Raw genomic sequence first — 6,000 nt, forward strand, 5'->3', positions numbered from 1 at the left:
CAAACGTCACAACGCGTCTATTGGAAAGCTTGTATCTACAAGCTTTTTTAGCTAGCTTTGTGTTGGGTTTAGTTACAAAAGAGATTGGTGCAACGCCAAATTGATAGCCAACTCGTTAAATCCTAAGGGAATGGTTTCCGTTCCCTTTTTTGTTAGCTTATAAAACCTTTTACATAATCTTTAGTCAATGCTTCTTTTGGGTTCAACAGCACTTCTTCGGTTGGCCCGAATTCGATAATTTCCCCCATATATACGAAGACAATAAAGTCGGACACCCTTCTGGCCTGACGTAAAATATGAGTAACAAGTACGATGGTATAGTTTTCTTTCAGCTTGATGAGTAAATCCTCGATTGTCTTCGTAGAAATTGGATCGAGTGCAGAGGTTGATTCATCCCCCAAAATAATCTCCGGTTCAACAGCAAGTCCCCTAGCGAGGCATAATCGTTGTTGTTGCCCAATAGACAGAGCACTGGCAGACGTATGGAGACGATGCTTCACTTCTTCCCAAAGTCCAACTGCTTGTAGGTAATGTTCCACTAAGACATTCAACTCTTTCTTATTTTTTAAACCATGTATACGTGGGCCATAGGCGATATTATCATAAATTGACATCGGTAATGGAAATGGCCTTTGCGCGAGTAGTCCCATTTTTTTTCGTATGTGGGTAACTTCCGTTTTTGGTCCGTAAATATCTTCTCCGTCCACTAACACACTTCCGCTTATATTTACTTCCGGGATATCGTCCAGCAACCGATTAAGGCTTTTCAATAAGGTTGTTTTGCCGCAACCTGAAGGGCCTATGATAGAGGTGACGCTTTTATCAGGAATATTTATGTTGATGTTTTTTAACAAGTGATTACCACTGATGTGTACATTTAAATCTTTTACACTGATATGAGGGGTTTGCGTCATGACTTTTTGCGTCTTTTATTAGTAAGCAACGTGCTTAAAACCACAATAATTAAAATGAAAATGGATAAAATGAATGCAGAAGCGTAGGCCCTGCCTTGTACTTCCGGAATCGGGCTACCCAATTGAAAAAATATGGCCAAAGGTAAGGTTGCCGCCGGCTCGTTCAGTGAAGTGGGAATGTTATCGCTGAAACCTGCAGTAAACATAACAGCGGCGACATCTCCTACGCCTCTTCCGAAAGCCAATAAAACAGCTGTTAAGATACCGGCTTTAATTTGTCGAAAATAAATTTTTGCCATCTCCCAACGCGTTGCTCCTAAAGACAGCACGGCCTCTTTTAATTCCTTAGGCACATGAATAATCACTTCGTCCAAGGTTCTTACCATTATAGGAATAACCAATAAAGCCACTGCAATGACGCCGCCCAATAAAGAGGCCCTAACTCCTAGATAAACCATCAAACTGAAAGCAAAGGCACCATAAACAATGGATGGGATCCCGAACAAGACATCAAAGGAAAGTTTGGCAAAACGTGCAAAACGATTTTCTTTTTTTAGATAGATATTTAAGTAAATTGCCACAGGTAAGCTGATGAGCATACCTAGCAATGTTGCGCCACCGGCGACGTATATCGAGCCGATTATTGCGTTCAGGACGCCGCCCGATCGTCCAAAATAATAGCCACCATTCGGGGTTTTTGTTAACATATCTAAACTTAAAAAAGGCAAGCCTTTTATAATAACCGTGCCAATGATTAAAAAGAGCGATAGCCCTACCAAAATAGTCGAGCCTATCATGAGACCCTTAAAGATAAGTTCTTCTATTTTTCTTCTACGCATTTCGAACGCTTATTTTTTGGAGGATTAACCTGGAAATTATATTAAAGATCAAAATAATGACGAATAGAGCCAAGGCTGAAAACATAAGCGCAGCATCGTACAGAGGAACCGACATCATTTCGCCAAAGTTATTAGCTAATAAGGCCGGCAAAGGATAAGCCGGGTCAAAGATCGACTGCGGCGCAATGGGTACATTGCCGCAAACCATCAAAACGGCTATTGTTTCGCCAAATGCCCTGGATACAGCCAGCACGATGGCGGCTATGATTCCCGGCATCGCCTTCCTTAAAACTACCTTTTTGATGGTCTCCCACTTCGTAGCACCCAATGAAAGCGATGCCTCCCGCAGTTCCTTCGGAATGGTTTGCAAAACCTCAACTATAATACTTACAATTAGCGGAAATATCATAACAGCCAATACGATCCCGCCGGCTAAAACCGTAAAACCGGTTGAGAAATCAACAAAAAAAGGGGCAACATACTTTTGGACTAAAGGCACAACAAATAGCACTCCCCATACACCGTAAATAACCGGTGGAATACCCGCCAACATGTTGATCATAGGTAAAAAGAAATTCTTAAACCGATTGGGCGCATATTCAGAGACATAGATCGCAGTAAGCAAACATAATGGAATAGCAATCGCTATAGACATGCCCGTCACCCACAATGTCCCCATAATGAAAGGGTAAAACCCGAAGGATCCTTTTAGGGGACGCCATACATTCGAACTTATTAACTCCCAGACGGAATAGTCTTGTAAAATAGGCAAAGAGCGCCAATAAAGTCCAACACCTATCAACAAAACCATTGATACGGATAAAATGGAGAAAACGAGCATCGCTCCACTAATTACTTTATCCTTGAACAAACGTATTTTCATTTTATTTTTGCTAATTCCTGAGCCGTTAATTCTTTATTCAAACTCACGTAGCCATTCTCAGGTAAGCGAGCCTGCCCTTTTGCTGAAAGAATATATTCTAAGAAGGATATGAGTATTTTGTTTTTTGGTTTGCCATGGAATAAGAGGCCAAGTGTTCTTGCTGGCGGGGAAGGGTAACGACCGTCACCGATTGCTTGATTTAAACTATCAAGATTTTGATAATAATACTCATAAGGGTCAATTTGTCCATTTTTGTTCCAATCAATAGGAATGATTTGCACATTCTGCTGCGGCTTTCGATCTTTTAAACTATAAACGTAATTCAAGTTACTGAAACCAATCGATAATGGATCTCGCATAATCGCTTGAGCCTGGCCCGGATCACCAAACACACCTATTCCCAACAGATCCTCTTGGGAAGCGTCAAGAAATTTCGCCCATGTTTCCGCAGCACCGGCTGCATCAGATCGAACATACACGTGCATGTCGTAGTCATTGTCAATACCTGCTAACTGATTCCAACGGGTGATTTTTGCTTTCAAAAAAACATCAATAAATTCCTCTTTTGTTAATCCACGCTTTACAATCTGTTCTGCCGCAGGGTTGTTGGCATTACAAGTTGCCACGACGGCATCATTTGCTACGTTGACTAGAAAAGCGCCCTTCTCGAACTCCTCCGGATGAATATCACGCGACACCATACCGATATCTACCATATCGGATAATACGTCAGCGATTCCTTTACCGGCACCTCCCGCTGAAATATTGAAACGTACGTTTGGATGATTTTCTTTAAAATCTTCACTCCACTGTATGAGCATCGGATAAAGCGCAAAAGCACCCGATATAGATATGGTCTCCTGATTTTCCTGTCGTTCTTTTTCTGTGTAGGTACACCCGATTATTCCAAGCAAAACGCCACCTATCAATCCGAAAGATAAGTATTTTATCATTTGTTAAGTTGATTCAATTTTCTTGCTCGGAAACATCTACCCCAATTACTTATTTCTTCAATCACGCCCTTTAGCTCATACGCGATGGCCGTTAGCTGATACTCCGTATATATTGGCCGTTCCCTACAGGCACCTTTTGTTATCAACCCGTTTCGTTCCAGCACTTTTAGTTCTTTTGATAAAGCCCTAGGTGAAATATTTCCGATATATTCTTTTATTTCGTTAAAGCGCTTATGTCCTTTGGCTAAAGCAACAATCAATTTTAAACTCCATTTACCACCTATAGCATTTTGTGCCTCATGGATAGAAGATAGGTCAATAGCAAAGTCAGGCAAAATCGAATCAAGCGGGTATTCTTTAGTTGTTTCCATTTTCTATCACTTACTGCTAAATAAGATAAGGGGTAAAGTTAATAGAAAAAATCAAAAATCTACAAAAACCATAGACATTATATTTATAAATAGGGAGGTTGTCTACGATCGTTATTAGCATTTGTTATGATGTAATAAAAAAATAAAAGTCTATTGGTTTAGTAGACTTTCTTGTTTACTTTTGTTGACTACAGTATAGTTACAAAGAAGGATGGCGGACACGATTATCTAGACAAAAAGATTCAAGGATGACAAATGCGGAATTACTTTATCAAATAAAAAGTCATAGAAAAGCCAAAGGCTTGTCGCAAGGCGATATGGCGAATAAGTTGAACATTGTTCTTAAGACGTACCAGAACATAGAAAGCGGCATCACTCGCTTGGATATTGAGCGATTGAAACAAATCGCAAGTCTAATTGACTTAAATTTAAGCACTGTATTTAATCAATCACCGGAGACAATGGCGGGCAAAAATATAGAGAAGGAACTATACCATAAATTGCTTATGGAAAAAGAAACGTACATCACAAAGCTAGAAAATGATATCAAGTTCTACCAAGAAATCTTACGTGAAAACAAGCATTTTTTATAAGAAGTAGAAGTGAATGTAACGCCCCCCATCAGCGGAAATTCCTTTGAAGTCGCGGGTAGATTCGAACTACCGTAAAAGGTCGTGCAGACCTCCACCTAACCGCTCGGTCACGCGACATTTTTTAAAGATCTTGACTACCCTCCCCATTGTTTAAGGATTTAACTTCATTTTTCTTTTGGCGTTTTTTTTCTCTTATCGACGTATTTTCATCGCTTTCTATTTCCAAGCAACGCAAGCAATAGTCATATTGAACATCTATGTATACTTGCTCTTCGTCGGATTCAATTCCCCCTCTTTTCATGATTTAATATTTTAAATAATAATCCCTCATAGGTGGCAAACAGCGCTTACTATTCAGTCCTTAAAGTAGTATCTAAAGCACCACCTACCAAAAACACAGAATGATTTTTCAAACAAAGATAAAGAATTTTTAATAAAGAATATTAAGTCTATAAAATTAGTATACTATATTTTACTGCTTATTAAAGTGACTAGGAGATCGTTTACACACGCACGTATTTTGCAGACGCGCAAACGTTCGTTCGGACCATAAACTCCTCAATCACTTACCAACCCTTGATAGCGCCTCCTTTAAATACTTTTTCTGCGACAGCCTCCACTTCGGGGGATTGGTAGGCTTCAACAAATTTTTTCACCTTTTCTTCATGCTGATTGTCAGTACGAGATACGATTATGTTTACATAAGGCGATTTTTCATCTTCCACGAAAATCCCATCCTTTTTCGCAACCAGTCCAATAGAAGCGGCAAAGGTATTGTTTATGATCGCTACCGTAACCTGGGCATCATCTAAAGATCTCGGCAACTGAGGCGCTTCCAATTCGAGAATTCGCAAACTTTTCGGATTCTCAACAATATCATTGACTGTGGGTAATAGACCGACACCGTCTTTTAATTTGATCAAGCCGACTTTCTCCATTAGCAACAAAGCACGCCCGCCATTAGTAGGATCATTAGGAATAATAATGGTATTACCCACTTGCAATTGATCGATATTTTTTATTTTCTTCGAATAACCAGCCAATGGAAAAACGAATGTGTTACCTAAAATAGCGAAATCATAACCTCGTTGCTTTGCCTGCACATCCAAATAGGGCTTGTTTTGAAAAACATTCACATCAATATCATTTTGCCGAAGCGCCTCATTCGGCATCACATAGTCGTTAAACTGCACAAGCTCGACTTCCAGTCCGTATTTTTCTTTTGCCACTCGTTGGGCCGCTTCAGCGAGGCTATACTCCGGACCGGCTTCCACACCTACTTTGATGTGATTGGGATTATTTTTAGATGCATTTCCACAAGATGCAAACACAATTAAAAGGATTATCCCTAACAAGCTAAAATTCTTCATAAATTCTTCAATTATTTTCTATGATCTACCTTCTTTGAAATAAAATCGCCTAGAAACTGAATAAGGAATACCAGCGC

Annotated in this window: 8 protein-coding genes; 1 reads left to right on the top strand and 7 read right to left on the bottom strand. The window is 39.8% G+C overall.

Annotation, left to right across the window (positions count from 1 at the left end; all coding sequences use genetic code 11):
• Positions 1-152 precede the first annotated feature (152 nt).
• From E0E36_RS26465 to E0E36_RS26485, 5 genes are read right to left on the bottom strand one after another with little or no spacing between them, the layout of a single operon-like run.
• Positions 153-914, bottom strand: coding sequence for a phosphate ABC transporter ATP-binding protein (locus E0E36_RS26465; RefSeq protein ID WP_013667756.1), 762 nt, complete (start codon positions 912-914; stop codon positions 153-155).
• Positions 911-1,753 carry a PstA family ABC transporter permease gene (locus E0E36_RS26470; protein ID WP_013667757.1) on the bottom strand — a complete coding sequence of 281 codons (843 nt, stop codon included), beginning with the start codon at positions 1,751-1,753 and terminating at the stop codon, positions 911-913. The genes E0E36_RS26465 and E0E36_RS26470 overlap by 4 nt, the downstream gene beginning before the upstream one ends.
• Entirely contained in the window at positions 1,746-2,636 is an 891-nt protein-coding gene (pstC, locus tag E0E36_RS26475; protein WP_130858435.1) for a phosphate ABC transporter permease subunit PstC, read from the bottom strand. Before pstC ends, E0E36_RS26470 begins: the two co-directional genes overlap by 8 nt.
• Positions 2,633-3,589 carry a PstS family phosphate ABC transporter substrate-binding protein gene (locus E0E36_RS26480; RefSeq protein ID WP_013667759.1) on the bottom strand — a complete coding sequence of 319 codons (957 nt, stop codon included), beginning with the start codon at positions 3,587-3,589 and terminating at the stop codon, positions 2,633-2,635. The genes pstC and E0E36_RS26480 overlap by 4 nt, the downstream gene beginning before the upstream one ends.
• The gene (locus E0E36_RS26485) at positions 3,586-3,960 is read right to left on the bottom strand and encodes a winged helix-turn-helix transcriptional regulator (RefSeq protein WP_013667760.1); all 375 of its coding nucleotides are present in this window, start codon (positions 3,958-3,960) and stop codon (positions 3,586-3,588) included. The genes E0E36_RS26480 and E0E36_RS26485 overlap by 4 nt, the downstream gene beginning before the upstream one ends.
• A 248-nt stretch (positions 3,961-4,208) precedes the next feature.
• On the opposite strand from E0E36_RS26485, the gene E0E36_RS26490 reads away from it, so the two are divergent.
• Entirely contained in the window at positions 4,209-4,553 is a 345-nt protein-coding gene (locus tag E0E36_RS26490) for a helix-turn-helix domain-containing protein (RefSeq protein ID WP_130858436.1), read from the top strand.
• Positions 4,554-4,674: 121 nt separating this feature from the next.
• Here E0E36_RS26490 and E0E36_RS26495 read toward each other — a convergent pair whose 3' ends face one another.
• Positions 4,675-4,854 (bottom strand): hypothetical protein, encoded by a 180-nt coding sequence (locus tag E0E36_RS26495; protein ID WP_013667762.1) that lies wholly within the window; start codon positions 4,852-4,854, stop codon positions 4,675-4,677.
• Between the two features lie 265 nt (positions 4,855-5,119).
• Positions 5,120-5,923 carry a methionine ABC transporter substrate-binding lipoprotein MetQ gene (metQ, locus tag E0E36_RS26500; protein ID WP_013667764.1) on the bottom strand — a complete coding sequence of 268 codons (804 nt, stop codon included), beginning with the start codon at positions 5,921-5,923 and terminating at the stop codon, positions 5,120-5,122.
• Positions 5,924-6,000: the final 77 nt, after the last annotated feature.

Source organism: Olivibacter jilunii (assembly GCF_900607235.1).
In the GTDB taxonomy this organism is placed as follows: domain Bacteria; phylum Bacteroidota; class Bacteroidia; order Sphingobacteriales; family Sphingobacteriaceae; genus Olivibacter; species Olivibacter oleidegradans.